Here is a 26,656-nt window from a genome sequence, read left to right as displayed (position 1 = left end):
TTCAAATATTTACGGAATATTTTGAGCTGACGCCCGCGCTCTCTTGCAAATCGGCGCGCTCCCCTTCATGACAGGCGCGTGGAGAGGTGGCCGAGTGGTTGAAGGCGCACGCCTGGAACGCGTGTATAGGGGAAACTCTATCGAGGGTTCGAATCCCTCTCTCACCGCCACTCAGACCGACGAACCTAGCTCTCCAACCCGGGCCTCCTGCTAAGCCGCGGAACGTACGGCGCTAACCGCGCTCGAGCCGATCCAACCGGCCCCAATACCAGGTGCAATTCAGGGGAGTTCGGCCGGACATACCGCGCGTGTCTCCGTGCGTCCGAAATCCACTCCGGTTTCACCTGGATACAGGCGGAAGCAGGAGAATTTCGCTCGCCGGCCGCCGCGGCCTGTCCTCTGCGTTCGAAACTGCAGAATTACAGCAGGTTAGTCGTCGCGAACGCCTGCCGGTGGAACAGGTCCTAACAGGCTAGGAGCAGGTCAGAACAGGTCGGCTGAGGCGAGCCCGTGTATGCCTCGCTAGAAGCCGAAAACTCGCCTCTGATCACACCACGCGATGGGGGCGACGCAAATCGAAACCGCGCGGCAGATCGCACGCAACGAGGACGGGCGTTGACGACGATCGCGCTGCGGTGAAAAGCGAGGTCGACGTCACGCGTCAGGCGCGTGGGCGCGTCGAAGCCCTGAAGCTGGAGCCGTTCAGCGATGGCCTCCCACAGCGTGTCGTTGGCATACCGGAGCGGCGGCGGATCGTACATCGCCAGCGAGGCGATGGGCGCAAGGTTGGCTGCCAAATCCGGCGTGGCGGTGAGTGCGAACATGAGGGCTTCCTCCCCGACTCGGGAGATACGGCGGCTCACCGCATCACGCCGCGTTGGCGATCATGGCGGCCAACGCGGGGAGTTCGACGTCGGACACCGTGCGCAGGTCCAGCAGGACGACATCACGCTCGATGCGGCCCAGAACCGGGGTCGCGCCGGTGCGCAGGCGGCGGGTCAGCTCGTCGGCGCTGAAGCGCGCACTCCGCAGGGCAAGGGCCCGGCCCGGGAGCGCCAGCATGGGCATGGCGCCGCCGCCCGCGTAGCCCAGCGTCTCCTCCACCTCGATGTCGAGGCCCGGCACGTGGGCGACCTGCGCACGCAGGGCCTCGGCGCGGGCTGCGATGGTGGCGACAGGCTCGGTCAGCATCCGCAGGACCGGAATGCGCCGGCTCGGGTCGGCTGGCGGCCGGTAGAGGCGCAGCGTGGCGGAGAGTGCGGCCACCGACAGCTTGTCGAGCCGAAGGGCCCGCGCCAGCGGGTGGCGGGTCAACCGGTCGATGAGACTGCGGCGACCGGCGGCGATGCCGGCCTGCGGCCCGCCCAGCAGCTTGTCCCCGCTGAAGAGAACGAGGTCGACGCCGGCGCGCAGGCTGGCCTGCGCCATCGGCTCGTCGGCGATCCCATAGGGCGCGAGGTCGATCAGCGCGCCGCCGCCCAGATCCTCGACCAGCAACAGGCCATGGGCGTGCGCGAAGTGGGCCAGCGCATCCAGCGCCGGCGCACTGGTAAAGCCAGTCATGCGGAAGTTGCTCGGGTGGGTTCGCAGGATCACCCGCGCGTCGGGGTGCTCCTGCAGCGCTTGCTCATAGTCCCGCAAGTGCGTGCGGTTGGTGGTGCCGACCTCGACGAGGCGGGAGCCGCCTTGCGCGACCACGTCGGGCACCCGGAACCCACCGCCGATCTCCACCAGTTCACCGCGCGAGACGATGACGGGGGCGCCTTCCGCCACCGCGGCAACGGCGAGCAGGACAGCACCCGCGCAGTTGTTCACCGCAAACCCGGCCTCGGCGCCGGAGACCTCCGCGATCAGGACGTCGAGATGATCCTGACGGGAAGCACGTCGGCCCGTCTCGAGGTTCAGCTCCAGATTGCCGTAGCCCCCGGCGGCCTGCATGGCCGCGACGGCCTCGGGGGCAAGCGGCGCCCGCCCGAGGTTGGTGTGGATCACCACCCCCGTTGCGTTGATCACCGCGAACAGGGTCTCGCGCGCGCCCTCCTCCAGTATCCGCCCACCGGCCGCGAGGAGATCGGCGATCGTCGGGACAGCGCCCGGATCGGTCCGCAGCCGGGTGCGAGCCTCATCCAGAACGGTTCGCATGACGGCCACCACGGCGGCCGGGCCGAACCGCTCGGTCAGCGGCCGCGCCGCCGGATCCGCGCAGATCGCGCCCACGGCCGGCAGCCGGCGGCGGGGATCCGGATCCTTCACGTCGGATTTCGCGGTCATGAGGCTCCCCGCCAAAGAGACCCGACAGTATCCGGTCCGCTCGAGGAGGGGCAACGAAGATGCTCCCGGATGACGGCCGTGCCGGTTCGACGTACGGACGTCGGATGGGCTCGGAAGCGACGAGGTCGCCGCTCAGCATCGCGGTGATCGGCCATGTCAATCACGGCAAGACCGCGCTCGTCCGTGCGTTGACCGGAATGGAGACCGACCGCCTGGCGGAGGAGAAGGCGCGCGGGTTGTCGATCACCCTCGGCTATGCCTGGCGCGACTACCCGGCCGGCACGGTCGATTTCCTCGACGCCCCCGGGCACGAGGATTTCATCCGCGCCATGGTGATGGGGACCACTGGGGCGCAGGCGGCGCTGCTGGTCGTCTCCGCGACCGAAGGCGTCGCGCGCCAGACCCGCGAACACCTCCGCGTCGCCCAATGGCTCGGCCTGCGGGCCGGGATCGTGGCGATCACCAAGGCGGACCTGCTGACCCACGGCGCGGAGGCCAGTGTCCGCACGCGCATCGCGTCGGAGCTCGAGGGCACGTTCCTGGCCGCCGCGCCGATGGTGTTCTGCTCGGCACGGACCGGCGCCAACCTGGCGGCCCTGCATGACGCGGTTGCGGCCCTGGTCGACCGGCGTCCAGGCGGCGACGCGGCGCGGGGCGCCATCCTGCCGCTGGACCGGGTCTTCACGGTCGCAGGGTCCGGCACGGTCGTCACCGGAACGCTTCAGGGCGGGCCGCTTCGGTCCGGCGCGCGGGCGGTGCTGATGCCGTCGGAGCGGCAGGTCGCCCTCCGCCAGCTGCAGGTGCATGGCCAGGCGGTCGGGGACGCGGCGCCGGGCGGGCGGGTCGCGGCCAGTCTGCGGGGCGTATCGGCCGACGAGGTCCAGCCCGGCGAGATCCTGTGCGCGCCGGGCGTGCTCACCCCCAGCCTGTTCGTGGACGTGGAATTGACCCTCTCGCCAGAGAGCGCTCGGCCGCTGAAATCGACGCAGGAGGTGCGGGTGCTTTGGGGCGCAGGGCAGGACCTGGCGAAGGTGCGCCTCATGCAGGAGGAGCCGCTCGCGCCCGGCGGTCGCGCCCTGGCGCAGCTTCGCTTCTCGTCGCCCGTGGCGGCCTTCGCAGGCCAGCCGGCGGTCCTGCGCAGGCCCTCCCCGGCGGAGACGATCGGCGGCGCCGTGGTGCTGGACCCGGTGGCGCCGAGACTCAGGGGACGGCCGCACGCACGCCGCGCCTTGCTCGCCGCGATCGCGGCCGGCGATCTCGGGCGGATCGCCGACCTGCTGGCGACCCGGGACGGCGGCGCCCTGTCGGCCCGCGACGCGGCGCGGCTGTCACGCCGGCCGCTCGCCGAGGTGCACGCAGAACTGAGCGCCTTCGAACCTCTGGACGGCGACCTCCTGGCGCTGCCGGTCGCCGTCGCTGCAGCCCGCGAAGCCTACCTGGCCCGCCTGGCGGAAGCCCACCGCGACGCGCCCGCCCGCGCCTGGCTCCAGATCAGCGCCATCCGCGGCCAGTTCGGACGAACCACGTCCCGGGATCTCCTGGATCAGATGGAACGCCGGCTGGCGGCCGACGGCGTCATCCGCGTGCGAGGCGGACAGGTGGCGCTGGCCTCGCATGATCCGTTGGCGGCCCTGTCCCCCGCCGCCCTCGCCCGCCTTCGCGACCTGGAGGATCAAGTCCGGCAAGGCGGGGCTGCGCCGCCGGAGGTCGGCGGCTTGCGGACGCCTGGGAGTGAGGACGCGGCGCTGGTCCAGCTGCTGATCGACCTTGGCGTTCTAGTGGCCCTGCGAAACCACGCGCTGCGCCAGACTCTCGTCTTCCACGTGGACGCCCTCGACGAAGCGCTCGCGAACCTGCGCGCCGCCTTTCCGGCGCCGACGGAGTTCGCCACGGGGGCCGCGCGGGCTGCGCTCGGCACCTCCCGCAAGTTCATCGTGCCGATCCTGGAGTTCCTCGACGCCCGCGGCGACACCGTCCGCGAAGGCGACTTCCGCAGGATTGTCTGAGCCGCAAAACCCCTTCGGGACGCCACGGAACCCGGCCTAGTGTCGATCCTCTGGAGGTGACTGGAGTCTGGTGGCTTCCCCGGTCTTCAAAACCGGCGACACGTCGACAAGGCGTGTGGTGGGTTCGATTCCCATCCACCTCCGCCAGCCCAAGGCCGCCCCGTGCGGCCGCCACATGACGAGGACGGCGACATGACGACAGGCGCCCCGCCCTTCGCGCTCAAGGACCAGTCGGGCAAGTCCCGGCGGTTCCCGACCGGCCGGCCCGCCCTGATCGCCTTCGTCAAGGAGGACTGCGCGACCTGCAACCTGGCGGCGCCGGTGCTGGAGGCGTTCCATCGCGCCTGGGGCGAGGCCGCCGACATCTGGATGGTCGGCCAGACCGACGACGGCAACGCGATCCTCAAGGACCGCCACGGCCTCACCCTGCCGATCCTGGACGACAGCCCGCTCCGGACGTCACTCGCCTGGGGCTTCGACATCGTGCCGGCGGTCTACTGGATCGGCCCCGGCGGTGAGCCGGTCGCCCCGCTCGAAGGCTTCGTCCGCCAGGAGTGGGAGGCGCTGGCGCAGCGGATCGCCGGTGACCTGGCGCTGCCGCCTGCCGCGGTGGCCTGGTCGGAGCTTCCCGACTGGCGGCCGGGCTGCGGCTCCAAGCACCTAGACCCAGACATCCACGAGCGCCTCCTCGCCGAGGCCGAGGGCAGCCCGATCCGGGCGCGGCGCATCGAGGTCGCCCCGTCCGACGACATCGACGAGTTCATGTTCGACCAGGGCTTCTCCGACGGCCTGCCGCTGGTAGCGCCCACGCCCGAGCGGGTGCTGCGCATGCTCTCGGGCACGACCCGCGGCGTGCAGGACATCGTCGCCATCGTCCCGCCCAGCATGGCCCCGGTGACGGTCGAGAAGATCGCGATCAACGCCGTGATGGCCGGCTGCAAGCCCGAGTACCTGCCGGTGGTGATCGCCGGTGTCGAGGCGGTCTGCACCGACGAGTTCAACATCCACGGCGTCAACGCCACGACCATGGGCGCAGCGCCGGTGCTGGTGGTCAACGGCCCGATCCGCCACCGCATCGGCATGAACATGAAGCAGGCCGCGCTGGGCAACGGCAACCGCGCCAACGCCACGATCGGTCGCGCGGTCCGGCTCGTGGTCCGCAACGTCGGCGGCGCCAAGCCCGGCGGTACGGACCGCTCCACCCTGTCGAACCCGATGAAGTTCACGATGTGCTTCGCCGAGTGGGAGGAGGGCTCGCCGTGGGAGCCGTTGCATGTGGAGCGCGGCTTCCAGCGGGAGGACTCGGTGATCACCGCCTTCGCGATGACCAGCGGGCCGGTGCAGATCGTCGACCAGGAGTCGCGTAAGCCCGACCAGATCGCCGGTACGCTCGGTCTGGGCCTGGAGGGCGTGTTCCTCTCCAAGATCCACCGCATGCCCGTGGACGCCCTGCTGGTCGTCTGTCCCGAGCACGTGAAGACCCTCACCTGCGAGGGCGACTACCCGAAGGCCCGGCTGCGTGAGCGCATCCAGGCGGTGACGACGAAGCCGCTCAGCGAGATGGTGGCCGACGAGGTATCCGGCGCCGGCATCCCGCCCGCCTCGGCCGCCAAGATGACCGAGGCAGTGCTGGCCTCGCCCGCGCCGAAGTTCGCCGACGGGAAGTTTATCCATATCGTGGTGGCGGGCTCGGAGGCCGGGAAGTTCTCCGCCGCCTTCCACGGCTGGCTCACCGGCGCAGCGGGCTCCGCGGTCGTTTCCAAGAAAATCGAAGGCTGATAGGCTTGCCGCCACTATTCGGAGGATGTCGATGACGACAATTCTGGATCCCACCGACGAGCGCGTGCCGGTCGCACGGCAGATCACGCCGCGCACGGCCAATTCCCCGGGCGTGATCGGGCTCCTCGACATCAGCAAGCCGCGGGGCAACGTCCTGCTGGACGAGCTGGAGCGCCTGCTGGCCGCCCGCTATCCCGAAGCGGAGATCCGGCGGTACGCCAAGCCGACCTTCGCCAAGCCCTGCCCCTCGGACCTGCGTCTGAAGATCAAGGCCGAGTGCAACGTGGTGGTGGAAGCGCTCGCCGATTGAGGATCATGCACGACGTGCAGTCTGCACGACACCGTGTGGTTCGAGATCCAGGGCCTTCCCGCCGTCTCCATCGCCTCCAGCGAGTTCGCCGAAGCCGCCGAAGCCCAGCGCAAGATGCTGGGGATGGAAGACGCGCGCTACGTTCTGGTCGACCACCCGATCCAGGACGCCACGGACGATGAGATGCGCGGCAAGGCGCAGGCGGCCGTGGAGGCCGTCATTGAGGCCGTCACCGCGTAGCCGCACATGGCGGCCTGTGCGGGGATGGAATGTCTCGCATGCGCCAACAGCAAAATTTGGGATCCCGGCCGAAAGTAGACATTTCCAGCGCGCCTGGACGATGAGTAGCGCCGCACTAAACGCCGAAATTCGACCGCGAGCGGCAAGGTGGCAGCAGCGCAAAGGCGCAGCCGGTCAAGACCATGTCCGATCTGGCGGCGGCCTATTTCCGCGCTTGCGAGGCCGGCGCCCATCTCGGACGACCGCTGACGCCCCGCCTTGGGCCTAGATGATCAGAAAACTCGGCCGACGCGGATCCCATATTCGCGCGGAGGACCATAGAATTCATTGTTGCCAAGTTGTCCTGCGACGTATTTCTCGTTGCTCAGATTGGTCCCATAGGCCTCGACTTTCCAATCGTCATAGCGAAGCGTCGCCATGGCGGACAACAATCCCCTCCCCTTCATCCGATCGGACACTGGCGAGTAGGCGATGTAGTTGAACTGCGGCCCCACATATCCATAGTTGATCCGCGGGGTGAGGCTTGTGCTGCCGCCCAGGTCGAAGGTGTAGTCAATCCCGAGACTGTAGGTCCACTTCGGGGCGTAGAGATTGGGCCCGCCCCGGGTGGCCTCAAGGAAGGGGCCGTAGTCGAAGCAGATCGGGGGGTTCGACGGGGCTCCGGTTGGGCATTGTGGCCCGAGCGTGCCCGCGGGCAGGATCCGCGTGTTGACGAAAGTCAGGCCGGAGAGATTGGAATCCACGTAGGCGGCGTTGGCGTCGAAGCCGAATCCTCCGAACCGGCCCTGGACCTGGGCTTCGATCCCTTTGATTGTGACCGCGGCCACATTCTCCACGCCGGAGAAACCCGTGCTCGGCTCGACGACGTTGAACTGGAAGTCGTCATACTTGTTGTAGAACGCCGTGACCTGCGCCCTCAGGCGATTGTCCAGGAAGGTCCCCTTCCAGCCGGCTTCATAGCTCCAGACGGTCTCGGGCCCGAACTCCGATTCCTGCGAGTTGAAGCCGCCTGGCTTGTAGCCGCGGGCAACGAACGCGTAGAGCAGATGACCGGGAGCGGCCTTCCAACTGATGGCGGCCTTGCCGGTGGCGCGGTGGTCGTCGTGGGATCCCGAGAGATCGGCGACGGCGAGCCCTTCGGGAGGAAAGCCGGGTATTCCACGCCCGATGACGACGCCGCCGTTTCCTGACGCCTTGTAGCCGGAGATCCGACCGCCGACCTGCAGCTCCACCGCAGGCGAGAGCTCGAGGTTCCCCTGGGCGAATAGACCTGTCGTAATGCGCTTGTTGGTAGGTTCGATCGCCGTCGGGAAGCCACCCTGGTAATCGAAGATCCGCACATCGATCAGGTTTCGCTGGTAGTAGGCGCCGAGAATCCAGTCGAAGGGCCCGCTCGTCGGCGAAATCAGGTTAAGCTCCTGGCTGTACTGCTTTTCGCGGGCGTAATAGTCCTCGCTTTGATCGCCATTCGCGGCCAGCGGCGCTTGTGAAGCGTCGAGATCGTTCAGGTTGTGAATGCGCTTGAACTGGTATCCGCTGAGGGATCGCACGACGACGCCGCTTGGAAGCTCATAGCGCAATTCCAAGGCGGTGCTGACCGATCGCTCCTTCCTATCGGTCTCGGTATCGAAGCTCAGCGTCCGGATGCCGCCCACCCGGAAGGCCGCGAACTCGGTGCCGGGGACCGGGCGATAGTCATACCCCCCGCCGTCCCGGTCGTTGTACTGCGCCTTCAGGAGCGCCTGAAACGCTCCCGGCCGCCAAAGAACGCCAAGCCGCGCCCCCATTTCGTCGAGCTTGCCGGCATCGTTGTCGAAGGGCCCGAGGTCATGGGCGTAACTGTCGCGCTTGCGATAGAAGCCCGCGACCCGCACGGCCAGATCGTCGGCTACGGGGAGATTGACCGCCCCTTCGAGGGTCCGGCCTTCATGGTTGGAAAGGCCGGCCTCGACGTAGCCGCCGTGGTCCGCCAGCACCGGACTCTGCGAATTTATGAAGATGGCGCCGCCGGTCGAATTGCTGCCGACGAGCGTGCCCTGCGGCCCGCGGAGGACTTCGACGCTGGCCAGGTCATAGAAGCTGTTCGACTGCACGATCGGCGGCTGAAAGAGGCCGTCCACATAGGTCGCCACGCCCGCGGTGACGTTGGGCGAGTTGCTCGCCAGTCCGATGCCGCGGATGTTGATGGACTGGGTGATGCCGGCTTCGGTGATCGAAAGCGACGGCGTTGCGGTCTGCAGGTCACTCAACCGCGACACCGCCTTCGCCCGCAACTGGTCGGGCCCGAGCGCGGTGGCGGAGATCGGCACGTCCTGCAGGTTTTCGGTGCGACGCTGAGCCGTCACCACGATCTCATCCAGCGTGGCCTGCGCCGGCCCCTGCGCCTGCGCGCTCGCGTGTGTGGCCCACGCCGCCGCAAGCGCGATGGGCGAGCAAAGAAGGGCGCGTGAGCGCATGGTTGTCTCCTCGTGACGTTTCTTGTTCTAGGGTCGTCCCGGGTCGGTCAGCGCCCTGGCCAGGCCGACGCGGCCGCAAAGAAGGCCAGGCTTTCCTGCTCGGCCTCGACCTCGCCCGGCGGGAAGTGACTGAGCTTGACGACCACCGTTTTCGTGGCCGGGTCGATGAGGATGAACTGGCCCTGCAGGCCCATGGCGGCGTAGGCGTCGGACCCGGGCATGGTCCACCACTGATAGCCGTAGCCGCCCTCGGCGCCCTCCGCCGCGGCTGGGCGCGTCGATTCTGCCACCCACTCGCGGGACACGATCTGGCGATCCCGCGCCCACCCGCCGTTCAGCATCATGAGGCCGATGCGCCCATAGTCGCGCAGCACGGCGTTGAAGCCGGCGCCGTTGAACTCCCGCCCCACGCCCGGCGGGCCATCCATGATGAAGTACCCGTCAGCCTCGGCCCCGAGCGGCTCCCACAGCCGTTGCGCCGCATAGGCCGACAGGTTCGAGCCGCCGCTGACGCGCTCGAGCAACCAGCCGAGGACGGCGGTGTCGATCGTCTTGTACTGGAACACCTCGCCCGGCTTGTGGGCTCGCTTGACGGTGCGCGCGACGTCGGCGAACCGGGCGACGTTTCGCACGAGCGCGGCGTCATGGTTGCGCGCGGCGATCCCCGGGTTCTCGAAGTCGTAGCGCTCCTCGTAATCAACCCCCGAGCGCATCTGCAGGACCTGGCGGACGGTGACCCCGTCGTAGCCGCCCCCGCGCAACTCCGGGAGGTAGGTGGTCACCTGATCGTCGAGCGACTTGATCCGCCCTTCGGCGAGCGCGCAGCCAACGAGGATCGACGTGATCGACTTGGTCATCGACCACCCCATGTGCCGCGTGCCCGGCGTCATGTTGTTTCGGTAGATTTCCGAGACGATGCGGCCGTCCTTGATGATCAGCAGCGCGTTCGTATAGGTGCGATCCAGGAACTGTTCCGGCGTGTAGGACGCGCCCTTGAAGCTGTAGGTGAAATCCATGGCGTGGTCGGCGCGAGGCAAGTTCCACGGCTGGCCGGCGTGAGGGACCGTCCGCGTGGTGAACAGCTGGTCCATGTTCCGGAAGGTCAGGGTGCTGACGTCCCTGTCGAGCATGTCCCGCCGCAGTCCCTGAATGGCCGGCGAAACCGGAGCCGACGTGACGCCCGCAGGCGGGGCGGCAGGCTGCGCCCGGGCCTGCGTGTTCGTGAGCATACCGACGGCCACCGCAAGAAGCGGCCCCGCAATCCTTGGCGATCTCGCGATCATTTCCGTCTGTTTCCTCCACCCAGCGAAAAGCTAGGCGGCGTTCGGAATCGCGACGACTCCCTAATGGGATATCCGCGCCGGCCCGGACGGCGGCCGCGTTCGGGCGGCCGCTGAGGTGAGCACTCGGCGAACGAGATCGGCCTGCCGATGGCACTGGGTCTTGGCCAGCACCCGCTTCATCTGAATCCGGACCGTTCCGACGGCGACACCCCGTTCAAGCGCATAGTCGCGAACGGACCACCCGTCACAGAGCGCCACGGCGAGTCGAGCCTCGGTGGCGGTCAGGCCGAAGAGCTTCGTCAAGGCGTCCGGCGACAGGGTTCCTGCTTTCGCCACTTCGGAGACAAACACCGCCGTCATCGGCTCAGGACGGCAGAGGCCGTCAGGGTCGCGCGGCGCAAGCCGCTTGCTCAGGAGGTGCAGGTTGTCGTCATCCTCCGCCGCGCCCAGTCTGACGGCCTCGCCTTGGTCGCAGGCGGCGAACATCGCAGCGATGGCCGAGGCGTCGCCCCGGTGGGCGCATCGGAGTTGCTGATCCGCCAACCTCAATCGCGGCGAACGGGTAAGGAGCGCTCGCGCGGCATCATTGGCCCAGCGCACCTGTCCCGCCTCCGAACACACGAGCACGCCGGTCTGTAGCTGATCCAAGGTGCTCTCGAGCGCAGCGTTGTAGGCCTTGAGCCGCTCCAGCTGGAGGGCCAGGGCGACGGAGCGCTGGACGTGCGGCAGAAGTTCGAGAAGCAGATGTTCTTCCTCAAGCCCGAAATCGCGGTCGTCCTCGAGGCGACGATGCAGAACGAGGACGACGCGGACGTTTTGCGCGAGCTCCGCGGCGCCTCCAAGGAAGGCGCCGAGTCCGACCTGTGCCAGGTTCCTGCGGAGCAGACGCAGTCGCGGGCAATCCGGTGCGAAGGTGTTCGAGTCGCGGACCACGCCCGTCGTCGGTCGTCCGGCCTGCGGCAGCTTCAAACGCGGATTTGAGGGATTGTTGACGGCCCGATCGTGGTCGAGCCGGTGCGCATGGGAATAGGAGTCCCGGACGCACCACTGCTGTTCCAGCTGCGTGTGGGTGTGACGGTGAACCTGGATCACGGCGCTCCGGACGTCGAACCGCTGACAGACTTGATCCAGCGTATGAGACCACAGCCGGGGTTCACCCGCGCAGTCATACAGGCCCTTGAGGAAGGCTCCATTCTCCATGAGCATCTGCATTCTCCCGCTTGCCTTTGCGCCAATGCCGCCGCCACGCGCCGAGCTTCGCGCGGCCAGAGTGTCGTCGGGGTAGGGGGCGTTCAGATCCGCAAGGACGAGGCCGCCGCGTCGCCAGGGGTCGTGATCGTTCCCAGTCTCCGACGACGACATCACACCTCCTCCACACGCAGGCTCTTCCGGCCTCCCGGCGCGACATCAGAGCAGACGGAATAATGTTATTGTCAATAATTGTTATTGAGTGTCACTTCTTTGAGTTCGGAACGGCGCGGCCTGCAGTCGCGCCCGCGCAGTCTAGAAAGCGCCCTCACTCGCAACGCGCGTTAACCAGCGCACAGTGACGCTCGGGCTCAATGCGGATGTCGCTTGTGCGCGAGGAGCGGAACTTGGCCTGCCGGCCGGAAGCTGACATTGCAGACTGCACCAATGCGACTGATCGCGATCTTCGCTGCTGCCTCCCTGTCTGCGGTCGCACTAGGGGCCGTCGTGTGCGCCCTCAGCGACATCCCCCCGGCCGTCTGGCTCCGCAATCTCGCCGCTTGGCTCATCGGCGCGTTGGCGGCCGCTGCCCTCCTGGCTCGCGTGAGGCGCCATTGGCTTCCTGTCGTGCTCCTCGCTGCGCCAGCGACATTGATCGCCTCCTTCCTTGGCGACGGCCTTTCCGGGGTGCACCGCTGGATTGAAGTCGGTCCGCTACGGATGAACGCAGCGATGCTGGTGCTGCCGGCCCTGGCTGTAGCTCTGGCCTGCGCCCGGGGCTTCTGGCGCTGGGTCGCGGCGTTGGGCTCTCTTATGCTCCTCGCCCTGCAGCCCGACGCCTCGCAGGCGACTGCGCTTGCCGCCGCGGCCGCTCTTGTTGCGCTTTGTAGCCTGCAGTCCCCGGTAGCCAAGGTCCTGACCGTAGCGGCGTCCGCCGGCCTCGCCGCCATAGCCTGGCTGCGGCCGGCCCCGCTGGAGCCTGTGCCAGAGGTCGAAGAGATCATCGGCCTCGCGGCCCAGGCCTCGCCTCTTCTTGCCGGAACTTCCCTGGCCTTGCTCGCCGCCACCACGATGGCTCCAGGGCTCGCCGCGCGCCGTGCGCCGCGCGACCTGCGCCTCGCCGCGGCTGCGCTGACTGTCTGCTTAGGAGTGTGGACGTTGGCCCCATTCCAAGGCGCCTTCCCGGTCCCATTCATGGGTGTTGGGCCAAGCCCGATCCTAGGCGCTTGGCTGGGCGTCGGCCTGCTCGCCGGGCTCATCCGGAACCGGGGCCAGCCTCATGCAAGCAACTGTCGCGAAGGCGGGTTAGCGAGCGACGTCTGAGTTGCGCCAGCAACTGACGTTAGCCTCCAGCCCGGAAGCAGACTCTCCAAGTTCAAAAGAGGCCTGGAGCTACCCCCGGCGCGAGGACACCGTCATAGGCCTGCGAGCAGCGTCGCGGACCAGCCGCCTGCCTCGGCGTCCCGCGGCGCGCCGATCACGGGAACCCAGCCGGAATGGCGTCGCACGTCGGCGATCGTCTCCGCGAGGTCCGGCACGTCCGACCCCGAGCTCTGGCTGATGACCACTGCGCAGACGGCGAGGCCGCGGCCGCGGGCGGTCTCCAGCGCGGTCAGTGTGTGGCTAATGGCGCCTAGATAGGAGCCGCCTACCAGGACCACGGGCAGCCCAAGCGCGGTCATCAGCTCCAGCCCGGTGGCGTCATCGGCGATCGGCGACATCAGGCCGCCGACGCCTTCCACAATCGTGAGGTCGGCGCCGTCCAGCCGCGCGCGGCACCAAACGGCGATCTCGGCGAGACCGAGCGAGCGCCCCTCGCGCCGCGCGGCCATCGGGGGGGCCAGCGGCGCGACGAACCGCCATGGGCTGACGGCGTCGAGCGCATCGTCGGTGAGCGGTCGTCCGCATGCGGCCAGGAGGCGGCCGGGATCGCTCTGCGCCCAGTCGGCCCGATCGAAGCCGCTGACCACGGGCTTCAACGCCGCGACCGAGCGGCCGGCGGCGCGGGCGGCCGTGAGAAGCGCGCAGGCCACATGGGTCTTGCCGACGTCGGTGTGGGCGCCGGCGACGAAGACCGCGCTCATCCGGGGAGCCAGGGTCGAACCGCCTCGGCCAGCCGATCCACCGCCTCGTCGGGATGGCCCGCGGTGAAGGCGAGCCGCAGCCGCGCCGTGCCGGCCGGCACCGTCGGCGGCCGGATCGGGACCGCGAGTAGGCCCTGCGCCTCCAGCGCCGCGGCCGCCTCAAGGGCCTTCTCGGCGGGGCCGATGACGATGGGGACGATCGCGCTCGTCGCGTCCGGGAGGTTCAGCGCCCGGGTCAGGCGGCGCGCCTTGGCCAACGGCGCCGCCACCCGCTCCGGCTCGGCCTCGATCACGTCCAGGGCCGCGAGGGCGGCCGCCGCGTTCGCCGGCGGCAGTCCCGTCGTGTAGACGATGGTCCGAGCGCGGGTCTTCAACAGGGCCACGACCGGTTCGCTGGCGCAGACATACGCCCCGTATCCACCGAGCGCCTTCGACAGCGTCCCCATCTGCAGGTCGATGCGAGCGTCGGGAAACAGGGCGCGCACCCCAAGGCCGCCCTCCCCCACCACCCCGAAGCCGTGGGCGTCGTCCACCAGCAGCCAGGCGTCGCGCGCCCGGCACAGCCGGCTGATCTCGTCCACCGGCGCGATGTCGCCATCCATGGAGAAGACGCCGTCGGTGGCGACGAGACACTGCCCCGCCCCGCCGCGCCAGGTCGCGAGCTTCTCAGCCAGATCGGCCATGTCGTTGTGCCGGAAGGCGATGGTCTGCGCCCCGGACAGCTTCGCGCCCGCCCAGATGCAGGCGTGCGCGAGCTCGTCCACCAGGACGAGGTCGTGTGGTCCGGTGAAAGTCGGGATGATGCCGGCGTTGGCCAGGTAGCCGGATCCGAAGACGCAGGCGGCCTCGGTCCCCTTCTTCGCCGCCAGCCGCCTCTCCAGCTCGGAGATCAGCGGCGTGTCGCCGGTGACCAGCCGGGAGGCCCCGGAGCCGGCCCCAAACATCTGGCAGGCCGTGGCGGCGGCGACCTTCACGGCGCCATGGTGCGTCAGGCCCAGGTAGTCGTTGCAGGAGAAGGAGATCAGCCGGCGCCCGTCCCGCTCTACCCACACCCCGTCCAGGCGACGGGTGGGCTTCAGCGTGCGGCGGAGGCTCTGCGACGCCAGGCGTTCCAGCTTGGCGTCGGCGAAGGCGGTGAGGGTGTCGGGCACGCGCCGCCTATGCCCTAGCGCCCAGGCGGTCGCTAGCTTCCCTTAGGGAAACTTCCGTAGAGGAGCGGCATGACCGCCTCGCCCTCCTGGTTCACCGCCGCCGCGCACCACGTCTGGCGCCCCTATTGCCAGATGAAGACCGCCCCGCCGCCCCTGCCGGTCGTGCGCACCGAAGGCGTGCGGCTGATCCTGGAAGACGGCCGTGAGCTGATCGACGGGATCGCGTCATGGTGGACCGCATGCCACGGCTACAACCACCCTCACATCCGCGCCGCCGTGGAAGCACAACTCGCCGCCGCGCCGCACGTCATGTTCGGCGGCCTGGCGCACGAGCCGGCCTACCGGCTCGCCCAGCGGCTCGCGGCCCTGCTCCCTGGCGACCTCGACCACGTGTTCTTCGCCGAGTCCGGCTCGGTCTCGGTGGAGATCGCCATGAAGATGGCGCTCCAGTTCTGGATCAACCGCGGGGTCCGCGGGCGCACCCGGTTCCTGGCATTCCGCGGCGGCTACCACGGCGACACCCTCGCGACGATGACGGTGTGCGACCCCGAGGAGGGCATGCACAGCCTGTTCGCCGGCGTCATGCCGGCCCAGCACATAGCGGGCCTGCCGGTCGACGCCGAGGCCGAGGCGGCGCTGGACGCCCTCTTGGCCGACAAGGCGCACGAGATCGCCGCCATCCTCGTGGAGCCCAGGGTGCAGGGCGCGGGCGGCATGCTGTTCCATGACGACGAGGTGCTCCGCCGACTTCGACGGCTGGCGGACCGGCACGACGTGCTGCTGATCTTCGACGAGATCTTCGTGGGCTTCGGCCGCACGGGCGACCTCTTCGCCTGCGCGGGCGCCGGCGTGGTCCCGGACATCATCACGCTCTCCAAAGCGCTGACGGGTGGGACTTTGCCGCTCTCGGCCGCTGTCGCCAGCCGCAAGGTGTTCGAGAGCTTCTGGTCGGATGATCCCGGCGCGGCGCTGATGCATGGGCCGACCTACATGGGCAACCCGCTGGCCTGCGCCGCCGCCAACGCCTCCCTGGACCTGTTCGAGACCGGCGCTTGGAAGTCCGACGTGGCGCGGATCGAAGCGGGGATGCGCGCTGGCCTCGATCCCTGCCGCCGCGCGCCGGGCGTGGTCGACGTCCGCGTGATGGGCGCGATCGGCGTGGTGGAGTTTGAGCATCCCGTCGCGGTCGGCGACCTCTGCCGCCGCTTCGCAGACGACGGCTGCTGGATCCGGCCGATGGGCAAGGTCGTCTACCTCACCCCGCCGCTCGTGATGGGCGATGAGGACCTGGAGACGCTTACCGGAGCGATCCGCCGACAGATCGGCGACCGAAGCGGTCTGCGGTAACGTCAGGTGGGACAAGGCCCAAAGGAAGCCTGCGACCTAGGACCGAGACTTGGCCCCCGCGGCGCCGATAGGGGGAAACTCCGAACCGGCCCTTTCCGCCGCCTCCGCAAGATCGCGCCATGTCCTGGCGATCTGCAGACACTGCTGCCTGTGGTCGTGGCGACTCATCTGCCGCGCCATGCGCTCGGCTTGTTCGGCTTCGCGCCGGTAATGGATCGCCTTAGTCGTCACCGGCGATGCCTTCACCACCTGCCGGCCTCCGGTGCAAGCGTAGCTGCGGAGATTGGCGCCTGATCCTGGGCGGCGAACGCCTAGCGCAGGTGGAATGCCCATAAAATGTGCAGCAGGGCGATGCGCGCCCCGCCGGCCTTTCGCGGCTCACGCATTCTTTCGCGGCGCCGGCGTTGCAGCGCCGCCAGGAGGGGCCCGCCACCCTGAGGGGTTGCTTTTGATGGTTTGCGGCCGCCGGAGCCATTCTTCCAGGAGCTGCAGTGCATGAAGGCACACCAGCCTTTCCCGGTCTCCGCGCGCGGCGATCAGGTCGCCGCGAAGGGTGGCGCGAACGCCTCTGGTGGCCTCCTCGTCGAGCCACGGCGCGAGAGCCTCGAGAAGGGCTTCGGCCGCTGCAAGGCGAAGTTCGACATCCGGCACCCGCGAAGAGAACACCCCGCGGCCGGCTGGCGGAACCAATCGCAGGTGGCAACCAACGCTTGTCCATGTCGGTGAGCCCAGGCAAGGGCCGGGGCGGATCGTGCGGCCGCATTCGAGTCGCTCCGGCCCCCCGATGTTAAGGCGCGCCAGCTGCTGACCTTGAGTCAGTGCGGAAGCAGGCGCTCGCTGCTCCGCTCCGCTCTGTAGCGACCCTTCACCATTCCAGCGCGGCCACGACAGGTTGCGCGTGGGTCACGGCGAGGAACCTGCCGGGTCGCGGACGATCTAGAAGTCAGCACCCGAGGGAGATCGGAATGGCCGGGCGGACCACCATTGCGGTGGCCGTCGCAATTGCGTACCGCCACGTCTGACGGATCGGGAGCCGCGCCTTTGATCACCACTGGCGACCATCTACGCCAAGCACGCGAGGCGATGGGCTGGTCTCCATCCGACCTCGCCCGGGCGCTTCGCTTCAACGAGAAACACGGCGCGAGCCGCATCCTGGAATTGGAAGCCGGCAAGCGCGCTCTTACCGGCCCCGTCACCGTGGCGGTAGAAGCCCTCCTCCGCGGCTTCCTGCCCGATGGCTTCGAGCCGCCGACGCCCAGGCGCTGATTCAAGGGTCGGCCCCTTACCCGCGGGCAGGCCTACCGCCTGGACGACAGGAAACCGGTTCGCGGTCCCAACGGCATCCCCTTAGGGTCGCGACATGGCCCACCTGGACGGCGCCCGGACGAAAACGCAGGCCACGGAGCCCGAGCCTCCGCCGGGCATGCTGGCGCCGCTGGGCCACGCCGCCTTCCGATGGATATGGGTGGCGAGCCTGTTCTCCAACCTGGGCTGGCTGATCCAGGGCGTGGGCGCCGCCTGGATCATGACCCAGCTCACGACCAAGGCGGACCTGGTCGCCATGGTGCAGACCGCACAGATGGGCCCCACCCTGCTCTTGGCGCTGGCGGCCGGCGCGATCGCCGACATGTACGACCGCCGCAAGGTCGCCCTGGCGGCGATCGCCTTCAACCTGACAGGCGCCGTCGTGCTGGCCGCGCTGAGCTTCGCGGACCTGGTCACCCCGGCCGTCCTGCTCACCGGGGTGGCCCTCATCGGCGCGGGCGGGGCGGTGATGGGGCCTGCCTGGCAGGCGTCCGTGCGCGAGCAGGTGCCGCAGCCCCTGCTGCCGGCCGCGATCACCCTGAACAGCATCAGCTTCAACATCGCCCGCAGCTTTGGGCCGGCGCTCGGCGGCGTGATCGTCGCCGCCGCCGGCGGCGCGGCCGCCTTCGCGATCAACGCCATCTTCTACGCCCCCATGCTGTGGGCGCTCGGCCGCTGGAAGCGCGCCCCCGAGCCGGCGCGGCTGCCCCCGGAGGGCCTGGGTCGGGCCATCGTCTCGGGCGTCCGCTACGTCTTCCACTCACCGCAGATGCGCGTGGTGCTGCTGCGCACCCTCATGCTGGCGATGGCCGGCGCCAGCGTTTCCGCCCTCATGCCCCTGATCGCCCGGGACGTGCTGGGTGGCGGGGCGGCGACCTTCGGGCTCCTGCTCGGCGCGTTCGGGCTCGGGGCCGTCACCGGCGCGCTCAACATCGCCCGGCTGCACCGGCGCTTCGCCCCGGAAATCCTGGTGCGGGCCTCGACCCTGGTGGTCGCCTTCGGCACGGCGGTCGTGGCCTTCAGCACCTCGCTGCCGCTCAGCCTGGCCGCGCTGTTCCTCGCCGGCGCCGGCTGGATGCTGAGCATCAACGAGCTCAACATCGCCATCCAGACCTCGGCGCCGCGCTGGGTGGCGGGCCGGGCGCTGGCGACCTTCCAGGCGTCCGTCGCTGGCGGCGTGGCCCTGGGCGCCTGGGCCTGGGGGACGGTCGCCCAGACCTACGACGTCCCCACGGCGCTGAAGGGCTCGGCGCTGGCGCTGGCGCTCCTCCCGCTCGCCGGGATCTGGCTGCGCCTCGGCGATCGCGGCGAAGGCAGCGCCGAGTCGCAGCCGCCCCCCGACCCCGAGGTCGCGCTGAAGCTCACGCCACGCAGCGGGCCGATCCGCATCGAGCTCGAGTATTCGGTGGCCCCCGAGCGGGCGCGGGAGTTCTACGGCCTGCTGCTGCGGCTCGGCGACATCCGCTCGCGCACCGGCGCCTACGGCTGGGCGGTCGCCCGCGACGTGGCGCGGCCGGAGCGCTGGGTCGAGTCTTACGCCTGCCCGACCTGGATGGACTACCTGCGCCAGCGCACGCGGCTCACCCAGGCCGAGCGCGAGCTGACGGCGCGGGTCCAGGCGTTCCAGGACCCGGACCGTCCGGTGAAGGTCCACCGCTGGCTGGAGCGGCCGTTCGGCTCGGTCCGCTGGAAGGAGGAGACCCCGGACGTCGACCCGATCACGCCCGCACAGCTGCCTTAGTGAGGGGCGCGCGGTAGGTAGATGCGCGGCCTAGCGAGGCTAAAACCTCGGCGGCCCCGGGATCGACGGGAGCCCGACCCGTTGCGACACGTCGCCGTCGAAGCGGGCGGGCCTAGCCGGCGCTGGCCACCTGCGCCAGGTCGTCCGCTAGGCGGCCTTCCTGCGCGCCACGCCCAGGTTGGTGATCAGGGCGCTGCGCCTCCGTACTGATACCTAGTGGGCGTCCACGAATGTCCGGGAAGACGGCCGAAGCGTAGCTCTTGGTCATCGAACTGGAGCCCGCCCGATGACCCTGGCCTACCCCCTCGACGATCCGCGCACCGCCTGCCCCGCCTCGGCGCTGACAGATGCGTTCGACCGCCATGGCGTGCGGATGGCCTACGACCGCAACGAGGAAATCTATGCGCAGGACGATGCCGTCGAGCTGCTCTACCGGGTCGTCCGCGGAGTCGTCCGCACCAGCCGGGTGACGGCTGACGGCCGCCGCCAGGTGGGCGCCTTCTACTACCCAGGCGACCTCTTCGGCCTCGAGCCCGGTCCGGACCACCGCTTCGGCGCCGAGGCCCTGGAGGACTGCGAGATCCTGGTCGTGCGGCGCAGCGCCGTACGCGCCGCCGCTGGAGACGCTGAGCTCGACCGCGCGATCCTGGAGGCCCAACGCCTGGAGATGGAGCGGCTGCAGGACCATGTGGTCATGCTCGGCCGCAAGAGCGCCCGCGAACGGGTCGCAAGCTTCCTGATGTCGATCGCCCAGCGCGGCGACGACAACCACGCCAGCCTCGCCATGGGCCGGCAGGACATGGCCGACTACCTCGGCCTCACCATCGAAACGGTCTCACGCATGCTCACCCAGCTGCAGGGCGAGGCGATCGTCGAGTTCCCCTCCTCGCGCCGCTTCCAGATCCGGAAGTGGACCGCCCTGGAAGCGCTCGCCGCGTAGCCCGCGACCCGCCTGTGCGGCCGCAGGCGTCCCGCCGGCCGCGTCCTGGCCAAGGAGCCATGCGATGCAGAAGACGATGGAACGGCCCGCGACCGAGGTGGTCGTCCGCCCGGACACCTATGGCACGATCCTGGTCCACGCCGAGCCCGGCAAGGCGTCCTCCCATCGCGTCGAAGCGGCCGCGCGCCTTGCCCGCAGCCTGGACGCCCGGTTGATCGGGCTGGGCGCGGAGACCTTCGATCCCGGCCCCTACTCCGGCGCGTTCTTGGGCTACGCCGGCGCCGAATGGGTTGGTCTGGTGCAGGAGCAGATCGCCAAGAACCTCGCCGCCGCCGAGACGGCCTTCCGCCGCGACGCCGCCGGCGCCGACGTCGACTGGCGCACGGTCCAGGACTATCCGCACCGCGCCCTCATCGACACAGCGCACGCGGCCGACCTGATCGTCGTCAGCCCGCCCGGCGACCGCGGGCGGCAACAGTCCGCCGAGCCTGCCGATGTCCTGATGTCCGCCGGTCGTCCCGTCCTGATCGTCCCCGAGGGTCGCAGCCACTTGGTCGGCATGTCCGTTGTCGTGGCCTGGAAGAACACCCGCGAATGCCGCCGGGCGCTCACCGACGCGCTGCCGTTCCTGCAGCGCGCCGAGCAGGTGGTCGTCCACGCGGTCGCCAAGCCGGTCAACGCCGCCGGCGCCGCCCGGGAGACCGAGGACGTCGTCGCCAACCTCAAGCGCCACGGCGTGGACGCCCGGCCGTTGGTCACCTCGATAGACGACGGCTCCGTCGAGTCGGAGATCGAGCGGGTCGCCGCCCTCAATGGCGCCGACCTGATCGTGGCGGGCGCTTACGGACACAGCCGCCTGCGCGAGTGGGCGTTCGGCGGCGTGACCGAGAGTTTCCTGCACCGGCCCAACTGCTTCGTGCTGCTGAGCCACTGATGCGGTGCGCGGGGTCGGCGACGACCCCGCTTCCCGCCGAGGAGCTTTCATGGCCCGCCTTCGCCACTTCGCCTGCGCCGTCGGCCTCGCGCTCGCTGCCTGCGCTTCCACGCCCGCTCGCCTCGCGACGCCGAACTGGCCCGGCGTTCCCCCGCTGCCGACGCTCGATCCGCAGCAGCAGCGCGGTCACGACTTTGCGGTGCGCCGCTGCGCCGGATGCCACACGGTCGGGCTTGACGACGGCGGCGCCCAGGACGGCCCGGCGTTCTCCAAGCTCGCCCGGCGTTACAATCCCATTTCGCTCGAACGCCGGTTCGCCGAGGTGTCCGCTCACGGCTTCGACCGCATGCCGGCCATTCCTTTCACGCGATCAGAGGCGGCCGACCTCCTTGCCTATTTCGACTCCCTGCAGGGCAACTGACGGCGAGGAACAGCGATGCCTCACAGTGACAGAAGCCCGTCAGGAGGCGTCCCAGTGTCCGTCGTCCCGGCGTCGATGAACCTGCCGCGCTTGCGTGGCTCGTGGGTGGTGCAGGTCGCTGCGCTCGCTCTCGTATCGCTCCTGATATGGCGGCTGGCCGACGTGCTGCTGCTAGCCTTCGGCGCTGTGCTGGTCGGCGTGCTGCTCCACGCCCTGGCCGCCCCGCTGACGGAGCGCCTGCATCTCCCGCGGCCGCTGGCCCTGAGCCTGGCCGTAGCGGGACTGACCGGTGTGATCGGTGGCGCCATCTGGCTGTTCGGCCAGCAGGTCGCACTCCAGGTCGCGACCCTCGGCGAACTGCTCCCCAAAGCCTGGCGCGCCCTGCAGGCGCCGCTTTCGGAGTCCCCGCTCGGCGCCTACGTGCTCGACGACCTGCAGCGGCTACGCCATGCCGACGGCCTGGTGGTGCAGACCGCCTCGCGGTTGCTGCAGGGCTCGCTCACCGCCGCGGCCGCGACCGTGATCGTGCTGTTCTGCGGCCTTTATCTGGCCTTCCATCCCGCGACTTACGTGCGCGGCCTCCTTCACCTGGTCCCGCCCCGCGGCCGCGACCGGGCAGCTCAAGTGCTGGCCGCCTGCGGCGACGCGCTGAACCGCTGGCTGCTGGGGGCGCTGGCCTCCATGATCCTGGTCGGCGCCACGGTCGCCCTCGGACTCTGGTGGGCGGGCGTGCCCTCGCCGCTCGCGCTCGGCGTGCTGGCCGGCCTCGCGCAGTTCGTGCCGGTGATCGGACCCTGGGCCGCCACGCTGCCGGGCCTGATCGTCGCCGCCGCCCAAGGCCCGCAGACCCTGGCCTGGGCCGCCGCCATCTACCTCGGCGCCTCGCAGTTCGAGGCCAACGTGGCCACACCCCTGCTGCTGCGCCAGATGGTGGAGCTGCCCATGGGCCTGACCCTGTTCGCCGTGCTGGCCATGGGCGTGCTGCTCGGCCCGCTTGGGGTGCTGTTCGCCACGCCGCTCGCGGTGGTCGCCTACGTCCTCGTCCGTCACTTCTATGTCGAGGACCTGCTCGGCGACACAATGGTCCCCGCGCCCAGCTTGGGAGGCCCCGCATGACCCTGCGCGATGACGTGGACCTCAACGGCCTCTTTCACCTCCACCCTCGCCGTCGCCGTCCTGCGCAGGCGGCTGGCGCGGGCATGCTCCTGCTGGCGGCCGCCGCGCTCACCTTCCCCGCTAAGACCATCCAGGTCGTCGGCGGCGCCAGCGGCTGGCTCCTGTGGCTGGCGGGCGCCCTCATGCTCGGCATGGGGCTGCTGACGTTTTCCGGCACCTTGCGGGCCCTCGCCGTCGCCGCCTCGCTTTGCGCCGTCGGCCTCGGCGCCTACCTCACTTTCAACCCGACCGTCGGCGCCTTCGCGACTGGCCTGGTCCTCGCCGCCGCCCTGGTGATCGATGGCAGCTTCCAGCTCGGCGCCGCCCTCCACCTGCGCCCGTTGCGCGCCTGGCGGTGGCTGCTGGCATCGGCGGCGACCAGCCTTATCGCCGCGCTCCTGCTCGCCGCAGGCGGTCCGGCGCACACACCCCAGGCTGTCGCCATCCTGCTGGCGGCGGCGTTCGCCACGACGGGCGTCGCCCTGATCGCGACCGGCCTGGCGCGCCCCGCGCCCCGTCGGCCGGCCGACTCGGACACGCCCTGAGGAGGCGGCGCCTTGTCACCGCCCGGCTTCGGACCTACCGCTTCGCTCATGCCGCAAACGTCCCTGCCTCCAACGAACGCGCGCACTCGCCTCGGGTTGGCGCTGGGCTACTTGGTGGCGGTCGCGGCCGTGGCGGCCTGCTTCGGCCTGCGGATCGTCCTGGACCGGTACTTCCACGACGAGCTCGTCTTCCTGCTCTTCGTGCCGGCGCTCCTCGCCAGCGCCGCGTTCGGCGGACTCGGTCCGACGTTGCTGGCCGGGGCGCTGTCGATCCTGCTGAGCTTCTGGGTCATCGGCTTCGGGACCGTTCAGACCCCCGAGGCCTTCGTACGCGGCGGCGTGTTCGCGGCGCTTACCCTCGCGATCGGTCTGATCGGATCGCGCATGCTGAGGGGCGGCCAAACCGTCCGACAGGCCGTGGCCGACCTGCAGGCGCGCGAAGCCCACCTGCGGTCGATCCTCGACACCGTGCCAGACGCCATGATCGTCATCGACGAGCACGGGATCATGCAGTCGTTCTCCAGCGCCGCGGAACGCCAGTTCGGATGGCGTCCGGAAGAGGCGATCGGCAAGAACGTCAGCATCCTGATGCCTGAGCCCTACCGTTCGCAGCACGACGATTACCTCGTGCGCTACATGAACACGGGAGAGCGCAGGATCATCGGCATCGGCCGGGTGGTCGTGGGCGAGCGGAAGGATGGCTCGACCTTCCCCATGGAGCTCTCGGTCGGCGAGATGGTATCGGGGCAGAAGCGGTTCTTCACCGGATTCGTCCGCGACCTCACCGAGCGCCAGGCGGCCGAGCGGCGCCTGCAGGACGTGCAGGGCGAGCTCGTGCATGTCTCCCGTCTGACGGCGCTCGGCGAGATGGCCTCGGCCATGGCCCACGAGCTGAACCAGCCGCTGACCGCCGCCGCCAGCTTCATGAAGGGCTGCCTCGTGCTGCTGAAGCGCAAGCCGCTCGACGAGGCTCGGCTGGAGGAGATGATCTCACAGGGCGCCGAGCAGGCGCTGCGCGCCGGCCAGATCATCCGCCGGCTACGCGACTTCGTCTCCAAGGGAGAAGCTGAACGCGGGATCGAAAGCCTGCCACAACTGCTGGAAGAGGCCGGGGCGCTCGCCATGGTCGGCGCTCGCGAGCGGAACGTCCGCCTCCGCTACGACATCGACCCCCAGGTCAACCTCGTCCTGGCCGACAAGGTGCAAGTCCAGCAGGTGGCGCTCAACCTGATCCGCAATGGCATCGAGGCCATGGAAGACACCCCCCGGAAGGAGATCCTCGTGGGCGCGCGCCCGGCCGGCGACGACATGGTCGAGGTCCGGGTGAGCGACACCGGCCACGGGATCGCGCCGGATGCGGCGGAGCAGCTGTTCCAGCCCTTCATGACCACAAAGACGCACGGGATGGGAATCGGCCTGTCGATTTCGCGCACTATCATCGAGGCGCACGGTGGCCGTATCTGGGTGGAGCCCAATCCGGGTGGGGGCACGATCTTTCGCTTCACCCTGCCCCGCGTGCGCGACGAGGAGCTGACGGACCAGAACCATGATTGACCCCATCGTGCATCTGATCGACGACGACGAGGCCATCCGCACGTCGCTGAGCTTCGTGCTGGAGATGCACGACCTTCCGGCCCGCACCTATGCATCGGCCGTGGAATTCCTTGAAGTCGCCGAGACCCTCAGCAGCGGCTGCATCGTCACCGACGTGCGCATGCCCGAGATGAGCGGTCTCGAGCTCGTTCGCCGCCTGAAGGAGCGCCGCGTCACCCTTCCGGTCGTGGTCATCACCGGCCACGGCGACGTGCCCCTCGCGGTGGAGGCCATGCGGGCGGGTGTCGTCGACTTCATCGAGAAACCGTTCGACGACGAGGTACTGCTCCGTTCGATCCGGATGGCGCTGGACGCCAAGGCCGAGAGCGACGTGCACGCGCAGGAACGCCAGCGTTTCGAGCAGATGCTCGGAACCCTCTCTGGCCGGGAGAAGGAGGTCCTTGAGGGCGTCGTGGCCGGCAAGATGAACAAGGTGATCGCTCACGAGCTCGGCATCAGCCAGCGGACGGTCGAAGTGTACCGCGCCAACGTGATGAACAAGACCCAGGCGCACGGCCTCTCCGAGCTGGTTCGCATCGCCCTGCTCGCCGGCTTCTAGGCCTCCAGCGGCGGAAGCTCGCCGCGGCTCACGGCGAGGCCAAGCGCGAGGCTGCGGCCGATCATCCGCGCCTTCTCGATGAACAGGTCCGCCGCCGCCGGCGGACACACCTCGCGCGCGGTGCGTTCGAACAGGTCCAGCCACAGCGGAAAGTGCGCGTTCGAGATATCCGGACGCCGCGCGTGGGCGGCCATGGGCGAGCCCTTGAAGCGGCCGGTCATCAGCAGCACCGACGACCAGAAGTCGCACAGCTTCGCCAGATGCTCGTCCCAGTCCGCGATCGCGGCGTTGAAGATCGGGCCCAGAACCGGATCCAGGCGCACCCGTCCGTAGAAGGTGTGCACCTGATGGCGGATCATCGCCTCGTCGATCCCGACGTCAGCGCCGGGACCGATGCGGGGTTTCGGCAGCATCAGGCGGCTTCGCGCCAGTGCGGCTGCAGCTGTTCGTGCGGCCATGCGGCGGGGATCAGCTGCGGTTCGGCGAGGCCCGCCAGTTCGTTGGCGAAGCCGTGGTTCACGTCGCGGTGGTGGGCCTCGTCCGCCCGGACCACCTCGACCACGTCGCGCAGGGTGGCGTCGGCCGCAAGGCTCCAGTACCGGATCGCGATCTTCGGCGCGGCGACGTTCTTCGAGCGGCCTTCGTCGATCTCGGCGAGGTAGTGGGTGTAGCTCACCACGGCCTCCTCCTCGAAGTAGCCCACGACGCGGTGCGCGGTCTTCGGCGAGATCAGGTAGAGGCCGAAGAAGAACAGGTAGAACACCCACTGCGCGGCCACGACGACGAAGCGCTCGAAGGCCGTGGGCTTGGCGACCTCAATGAAGGTCATCAGGTGCATGCGCTCGTTCTCGGCCTCGTCCATCAGGGTCTTGATCCAGCCCTTGTCGTCGCACATCCGGCGCAGGCACTTCAGGTGGTTCAAGGTCGCGCCCACCATGCCCGGCACGGCGGCGACGGTCTCCAGCACGACGGCCCGGTGGCCGTAGCGCTTGGCGAAGAAGGTGTCGGCGCAGAAGCGCAGCGCCTTCACGAAGCCATAGGCGATGCGGTCAGACGCGCCGCGCGGGCGATGCGTGACGGCAAGGTCGACAACGGGGGCGGCCATGGGGGAACTCTCACTCTGTGCAGGCCACGCACGCCGCGACCTCATGAGACGCAGATAGCTCCGGCGGCCGCTCGGTCGCCATTCGGGTGCGCTCCCTAGGTACCAGCACGGAGGGACGGCGGCCGTCCGCTTGCGCCAGATCAAGGCCCGTCGCCGCGGTCCGGGCCACCCTGCGTCCCATGGATCAGCACGCGCCCCAAGTTCCCCGCCCCACCATCTACGTCGTCGACGACGACGAGGGCG

At 69.4% G+C, this 26,656-nt stretch carries 23 protein-coding genes and 2 tRNA genes; 16 read left to right on the top strand and 9 right to left on the bottom strand.

The genetic code is table 11. The features are described 5' to 3' along the window. Nucleotides 1-80 precede the first annotated feature (80 nt). Nucleotides 81-170: transfer RNA gene (locus VGD44_RS17820), tRNA-Ser, on the top strand. 294 nt (nucleotides 171-464) lie between these two features. Here the strand turns inward: VGD44_RS17820 and VGD44_RS17815 are convergent. Both VGD44_RS17815 and selA read right to left on the bottom strand, forming a co-directional pair. Next, a complete protein-coding gene (locus tag VGD44_RS17815) occupies nucleotides 465-824 on the bottom strand; it encodes a hypothetical protein (RefSeq protein ID WP_331089587.1) in 360 nt (119 codons plus the stop codon). A gap of 43 nt (nucleotides 825-867) precedes the next feature. After that, the gene (gene selA, locus VGD44_RS17810) at nucleotides 868-2,271 is read right to left on the bottom strand and encodes an L-seryl-tRNA(Sec) selenium transferase (RefSeq protein ID WP_331089585.1); all 1,404 of its coding nucleotides are present in this window, start codon (nucleotides 2,269-2,271) and stop codon (nucleotides 868-870) included. 104 nt (nucleotides 2,272-2,375) lie between these two features. Between selA and selB the strand changes: the two genes are divergently transcribed. The 4 genes from selB to VGD44_RS17790 all read left to right on the top strand — a co-directional run bounded on the left by selB (nucleotide 2,376) and on the right by VGD44_RS17790 (nucleotide 6,606). Further along, the gene (gene selB / locus VGD44_RS17805; protein ID WP_331089583.1) at nucleotides 2,376-4,277 is read left to right on the top strand and encodes a selenocysteine-specific translation elongation factor; all 1,902 of its coding nucleotides are present in this window, start codon (nucleotides 2,376-2,378) and stop codon (nucleotides 4,275-4,277) included. A gap of 52 nt (nucleotides 4,278-4,329) precedes the next feature. Continuing rightward, nucleotides 4,330-4,424 (top strand) — tRNA-Sec (locus VGD44_RS17800). Between the two features lie 45 nt (nucleotides 4,425-4,469). Next, nucleotides 4,470-6,056 (top strand): hypothetical protein, encoded by a 1,587-nt coding sequence (locus VGD44_RS17795; protein ID WP_331089581.1) that lies wholly within the window; start codon nucleotides 4,470-4,472, stop codon nucleotides 6,054-6,056. Nucleotides 6,057-6,087: 31 nt separating this feature from the next. Next, nucleotides 6,088-6,606, top strand: coding sequence for a UGSC family (seleno)protein (locus tag VGD44_RS17790; RefSeq protein WP_331089579.1), 519 nt, complete (start codon nucleotides 6,088-6,090; stop codon nucleotides 6,604-6,606). Between the two features lie 272 nt (nucleotides 6,607-6,878). Here the strand turns inward: VGD44_RS17790 and VGD44_RS17785 are convergent, their stop codons facing one another. From VGD44_RS17785 to VGD44_RS17775, 3 genes are all read right to left on the bottom strand, one after another. Next, entirely contained in the window at nucleotides 6,879-9,062 is a 2,184-nt protein-coding gene (locus VGD44_RS17785; protein WP_331089577.1) for a TonB-dependent receptor, read from the bottom strand. Between the two features lie 47 nt (nucleotides 9,063-9,109). Beyond that, on the bottom strand, nucleotides 9,110-10,192 hold the full coding sequence (locus VGD44_RS17780) for a serine hydrolase (protein ID WP_331089575.1): 1,083 nt from the start codon (nucleotides 10,190-10,192) through the stop codon (nucleotides 9,110-9,112). A gap of 213 nt (nucleotides 10,193-10,405) precedes the next feature. Next, nucleotides 10,406-11,707, bottom strand: coding sequence for a hypothetical protein (locus tag VGD44_RS17775; protein ID WP_331089573.1), 1,302 nt, complete (start codon nucleotides 11,705-11,707; stop codon nucleotides 10,406-10,408). 273 nt (nucleotides 11,708-11,980) lie between these two features. Here VGD44_RS17775 and VGD44_RS17770 point away from each other — a divergent pair, with 273 nt between their 5' ends. Further along, entirely contained in the window at nucleotides 11,981-12,856 is an 876-nt protein-coding gene (locus VGD44_RS17770; protein WP_331089571.1) for a hypothetical protein, read from the top strand. Nucleotides 12,857-12,948: 92 nt separating this feature from the next. Here the strand turns inward: VGD44_RS17770 and bioD are convergent, their stop codons facing one another. Both bioD and bioF read right to left on the bottom strand, forming a co-directional pair. Next, nucleotides 12,949-13,617: a dethiobiotin synthase gene (bioD, locus tag VGD44_RS17765; protein ID WP_331089569.1), complete on the bottom strand. Its 669-nt coding sequence runs from the start codon at nucleotides 13,615-13,617 to the stop codon at nucleotides 12,949-12,951. Next, on the bottom strand, nucleotides 13,614-14,768 hold the full coding sequence (gene bioF, locus VGD44_RS17760) for an 8-amino-7-oxononanoate synthase (RefSeq protein WP_331089567.1): 1,155 nt from the start codon (nucleotides 14,766-14,768) through the stop codon (nucleotides 13,614-13,616). Before bioF ends, bioD begins: the two co-directional genes overlap by 4 nt. Nucleotides 14,769-14,837: 69 nt before the next feature. Here bioF and VGD44_RS17755 point away from each other — a divergent pair, with 69 nt between their 5' ends. The 10 genes from VGD44_RS17755 (at nucleotide 14,838) to fixJ (ending at nucleotide 25,308) form a co-directional block, all read left to right on the top strand. Further along, nucleotides 14,838-16,115 carry an adenosylmethionine--8-amino-7-oxononanoate transaminase gene (locus tag VGD44_RS17755; protein ID WP_331089565.1) on the top strand — a complete coding sequence of 426 codons (1,278 nt, stop codon included), beginning with the start codon at nucleotides 14,838-14,840 and terminating at the stop codon, nucleotides 16,113-16,115. A gap of 1,041 nt (nucleotides 16,116-17,156) precedes the next feature. Beyond that, a complete protein-coding gene (locus VGD44_RS17750) occupies nucleotides 17,157-17,381 on the top strand; it encodes a helix-turn-helix transcriptional regulator (RefSeq protein ID WP_331089563.1) in 225 nt (74 codons plus the stop codon). 94 nt (nucleotides 17,382-17,475) lie between these two features. Further along, nucleotides 17,476-19,161, top strand: a complete 1,686-nt coding sequence (locus VGD44_RS17745; RefSeq protein WP_331089561.1) for an MFS transporter — start codon at nucleotides 17,476-17,478, stop codon at nucleotides 19,159-19,161. Nucleotides 19,162-19,447: 286 nt separating this feature from the next. Further along, a complete protein-coding gene (locus VGD44_RS17740; RefSeq protein WP_331089559.1) occupies nucleotides 19,448-20,101 on the top strand; it encodes a helix-turn-helix domain-containing protein in 654 nt (217 codons plus the stop codon). 64 nt (nucleotides 20,102-20,165) lie between these two features. Beyond that, the gene (locus VGD44_RS17735; protein WP_331089557.1) at nucleotides 20,166-21,035 is read left to right on the top strand and encodes a universal stress protein; all 870 of its coding nucleotides are present in this window, start codon (nucleotides 20,166-20,168) and stop codon (nucleotides 21,033-21,035) included. Between the two features lie 49 nt (nucleotides 21,036-21,084). After that, nucleotides 21,085-21,456, top strand: coding sequence for a c-type cytochrome (locus VGD44_RS17730; protein WP_331089554.1), 372 nt, complete (start codon nucleotides 21,085-21,087; stop codon nucleotides 21,454-21,456). A 54-nt stretch (nucleotides 21,457-21,510) separates the two neighbouring features. Beyond that, a complete protein-coding gene (locus VGD44_RS17725; RefSeq protein WP_331089552.1) occupies nucleotides 21,511-22,572 on the top strand; it encodes an AI-2E family transporter in 1,062 nt (353 codons plus the stop codon). After that, the gene (locus tag VGD44_RS17720; RefSeq protein WP_331089550.1) at nucleotides 22,569-23,156 is read left to right on the top strand and encodes a DUF308 domain-containing protein; all 588 of its coding nucleotides are present in this window, start codon (nucleotides 22,569-22,571) and stop codon (nucleotides 23,154-23,156) included. The genes VGD44_RS17725 and VGD44_RS17720 overlap by 4 nt, the downstream gene beginning before the upstream one ends. Before the next feature lie 114 nt (nucleotides 23,157-23,270). Beyond that, the gene (locus VGD44_RS17715; protein ID WP_331089548.1) at nucleotides 23,271-24,710 is read left to right on the top strand and encodes a PAS domain S-box protein; all 1,440 of its coding nucleotides are present in this window, start codon (nucleotides 23,271-23,273) and stop codon (nucleotides 24,708-24,710) included. Further along, nucleotides 24,703-25,308, top strand: coding sequence for a response regulator FixJ (gene fixJ, locus VGD44_RS17710; RefSeq protein ID WP_331089546.1), 606 nt, complete (start codon nucleotides 24,703-24,705; stop codon nucleotides 25,306-25,308). Before VGD44_RS17715 ends, fixJ begins: the two co-directional genes overlap by 8 nt. Here the strand turns inward: fixJ and VGD44_RS17705 are convergent. Further along, nucleotides 25,305-25,721: a group III truncated hemoglobin gene (locus tag VGD44_RS17705; RefSeq protein ID WP_331089544.1), complete on the bottom strand. Its 417-nt coding sequence runs from the start codon at nucleotides 25,719-25,721 to the stop codon at nucleotides 25,305-25,307. The genes fixJ and VGD44_RS17705 overlap by 4 nt on opposite strands. Then, a complete protein-coding gene (locus VGD44_RS17700) occupies nucleotides 25,721-26,413 on the bottom strand; it encodes an alternative oxidase (RefSeq protein WP_331089542.1) in 693 nt (230 codons plus the stop codon). The genes VGD44_RS17705 and VGD44_RS17700 overlap by 1 nt, the downstream gene beginning before the upstream one ends. Nucleotides 26,414-26,656: the final 243 nt, after the last annotated feature.

It is taken from the genome of Phenylobacterium sp., assembly GCF_036402295.1.
Classification (GTDB): Bacteria; Pseudomonadota; Alphaproteobacteria; order Caulobacterales; family Caulobacteraceae; genus Phenylobacterium.
Note: the sequence above shows the minus strand (reverse complement) of the source record. Positions and strands in the feature narration are given on the sequence as shown.

Excerpts from the sequence above, each read along its gene's own strand:
- VGD44_RS17785 (WP_331089577.1), bottom strand. The coding sequence starts at position 9,062 with ATGCGCTCACGCGCCCTTCTTTGCTCGCCCATCGCGCTTGCGGCGGCG.
- VGD44_RS17780 (WP_331089575.1), bottom strand. The coding sequence starts at position 10,192 with ATGCTCGACAGGGACGTCAGCACCCTGACCTTCCGGAACATGGACCAG.
- VGD44_RS17730 (WP_331089554.1), top strand. The coding sequence starts at position 21,085 with ATGGCCCGCCTTCGCCACTTCGCCTGCGCCGTCGGCCTCGCGCTCGCT.
- VGD44_RS17775 (WP_331089573.1), bottom strand. The coding sequence starts at position 11,707 with ATGTCGTCGTCGGAGACTGGGAACGATCACGACCCCTGGCGACGCGGC.
- VGD44_RS17735 (WP_331089557.1), top strand. The coding sequence starts at position 20,166 with ATGCAGAAGACGATGGAACGGCCCGCGACCGAGGTGGTCGTCCGCCCG.
- VGD44_RS17705 (WP_331089544.1), bottom strand. The coding sequence starts at position 25,721 with ATGCTGCCGAAACCCCGCATCGGTCCCGGCGCTGACGTCGGGATCGAC.
- selA (WP_331089585.1), bottom strand. The coding sequence starts at position 2,271 with ATGACCGCGAAATCCGACGTGAAGGATCCGGATCCCCGCCGCCGGCTG.
- bioD (WP_331089569.1), bottom strand. The coding sequence starts at position 13,617 with ATGAGCGCGGTCTTCGTCGCCGGCGCCCACACCGACGTCGGCAAGACC.
- VGD44_RS17700 (WP_331089542.1), bottom strand. The coding sequence starts at position 26,413 with ATGGCCGCCCCCGTTGTCGACCTTGCCGTCACGCATCGCCCGCGCGGC.
- VGD44_RS17740 (WP_331089559.1), top strand. The coding sequence starts at position 19,448 with ATGACCCTGGCCTACCCCCTCGACGATCCGCGCACCGCCTGCCCCGCC.
- VGD44_RS17770 (WP_331089571.1), top strand. The coding sequence starts at position 11,981 with ATGCGACTGATCGCGATCTTCGCTGCTGCCTCCCTGTCTGCGGTCGCA.
- VGD44_RS17755 (WP_331089565.1), top strand. The coding sequence starts at position 14,838 with ATGACCGCCTCGCCCTCCTGGTTCACCGCCGCCGCGCACCACGTCTGG.
- VGD44_RS17795 (WP_331089581.1), top strand. The coding sequence starts at position 4,470 with ATGACGACAGGCGCCCCGCCCTTCGCGCTCAAGGACCAGTCGGGCAAG.
- VGD44_RS17815 (WP_331089587.1), bottom strand. The coding sequence starts at position 824 with ATGTTCGCACTCACCGCCACGCCGGATTTGGCAGCCAACCTTGCGCCC.
- VGD44_RS17720 (WP_331089550.1), top strand. The coding sequence starts at position 22,569 with ATGACCCTGCGCGATGACGTGGACCTCAACGGCCTCTTTCACCTCCAC.
- fixJ (WP_331089546.1), top strand. The coding sequence starts at position 24,703 with ATGATTGACCCCATCGTGCATCTGATCGACGACGACGAGGCCATCCGC.
- selB (WP_331089583.1), top strand. The coding sequence starts at position 2,376 with ATGGGCTCGGAAGCGACGAGGTCGCCGCTCAGCATCGCGGTGATCGGC.
- VGD44_RS17745 (WP_331089561.1), top strand. The coding sequence starts at position 17,476 with ATGGCCCACCTGGACGGCGCCCGGACGAAAACGCAGGCCACGGAGCCC.